This window comes from Holdemanella sp. (assembly GCF_056804935.1).
In genome coordinates, this window is record NZ_DBMEXE010000283.1 from 1 (window position 1) to 1,618 (window position 1,618).

Consider the following 1,618-nt stretch of genomic DNA (forward strand, 5'->3'; position numbering starts at 1 on the left):
ATGGTGGAAAAGTGTGTGTAGAAAGCATTGAAGGGGATTACAAAACGGTGATAAAATGAATAGAAGTGCAGGAATCTTATGTCCTGTTTTCTCTATCCCTGCAAATCAAGGGATTGGTGATTTAGGGCAAAAAACAATTCGAATGATAGATATTATTGCGGATGCAGGGTATACCATATGGCAAATCTTACCTTTGCAGATGACAGGCCCCACCCATTCTCCATATCAGACATATTCTAGTTTTGCGGGGGATCCTATCTATATTAACTTGGATCGTTTGTGTGAAATGGGGTTGTTGACGCAAAGCTCAATTGTGAATTGTAATAAGTTTAAAGACTTTGTTGAATATGACAAGATTCGTGAATTCAAGGAATCTTATTTTCAAAAGGCCTTTAAAGTTTTTAAAAAGGAATTTGATTCATTTAAAGAAGATTTTGAAGCATTTAAGCGTGATGCATTTTGGCTAGAGGATTGGTCTGCCTACTCTTTATTTAAGAGTTTTTATAATGGGGCTCCATGGTTTGAGTGGGAAGATGAATATAAGAATTGGCCAGAAAATCGTGATATTGATTTGGATGATTATAAAGATGAGATTTTTTATATTGAATTTTTACAGTTTGTTTTTTATAAACAATTGGATGAAATTCAAATGTATGCGCACGCAAGAAATCTTAAAATCATGGGAGATATGCCATTCTATGTAGATTTAGATAGTGCGGATGTATGGTGCAACCGTAAAGCTTTCTTATTGGATGAAGAAGGAAAACCAGAATATATTGCGGGTTGTCCACCAGATTATTTTAGTGAAACTGGACAAAGTTGGGGAATGCCAATTTATGATTTTGATGTGCAGGAAAAAAATGGATATCTTTTCTGGTGTAATCGTATGAGTTGGATGAATCGTTGTTACGACATGGTGAGAATCGATCATTTCAGAGCGTTTGATACATATTGGAAGATTCCAGAATCTTGTCCTACTGCCATTGAGGGAAAATGGATTTTGGGTCCGGCTCATAAATTGATGGATGCGATTTTAAAGGCATGCCCAGATATTGTCTTAGTGGCAGAAGATTTAGGTTTGATTCGTCCTGAGGTTATTGAACTTGAGGAAGATTATGGAATTCCAGGAATGGATGTTTTATTGTTTAGAATGGAAGCTAAACAATTAAAGAAAAAGGCAAAGAAAAACTCTGTATTATATACAGGAACACATGATAATGCGACATGCAATGAGGATTATCATACGTATGATTCAAATAAGCGTATTAGTTTGCGTCGTTTCTTTAAAAACCAAGGCTATTCAAGCCGTGCCTTTAATGAAATGTTGTGTCAGTTTGCGTTAGATAGTAATGCAGATACAGTAATTCTTCCTATTTGGGATATTTGTGGATATAAAGAAGAGGCTAGAATCAATACACCAGGAACAGTATCAAACAAAAATTGGACTTGGAAGTTAAAAGATTTTAAGACATTTCCAGATAAGGTAATGAAGACAAAAGAATGGATTGAAAAATCGAATCGCTAAGGGGCATGTACTTGCTCCTTTTCTTGTGTATTGTTAAAATAAGATGGAGGTGGAAACAATGAAAAAGTTAATAACGATTTTATGTTCGTTTAT

1 protein-coding gene is annotated in these 1,618 nt (G+C 34.9%); it reads left to right on the forward strand.

Going from position 1 to position 1,618, the window contains the following annotated elements; all coding sequences use genetic code 11:
• The first annotated feature begins 55 nt into the window (after positions 1–55).
• Complete coding sequence (malQ, locus tag ACZQCL_RS09360) at positions 56–1,525, forward strand: 4-alpha-glucanotransferase (RefSeq protein ID WP_482483006.1); 1,470 nt, start codon at positions 56–58, stop codon at positions 1,523–1,525.
• Positions 1,526–1,618: the final 93 nt, after the last annotated feature.

What these genes read in the sequence shown, in the direction of transcription:
- malQ (WP_482483006.1), top strand. Translation starts at nt 56, where the DNA reads ATGAATAGAAGTGCAGGAATCTTATGTCCTGTTTTCTCTATCCCTGCA.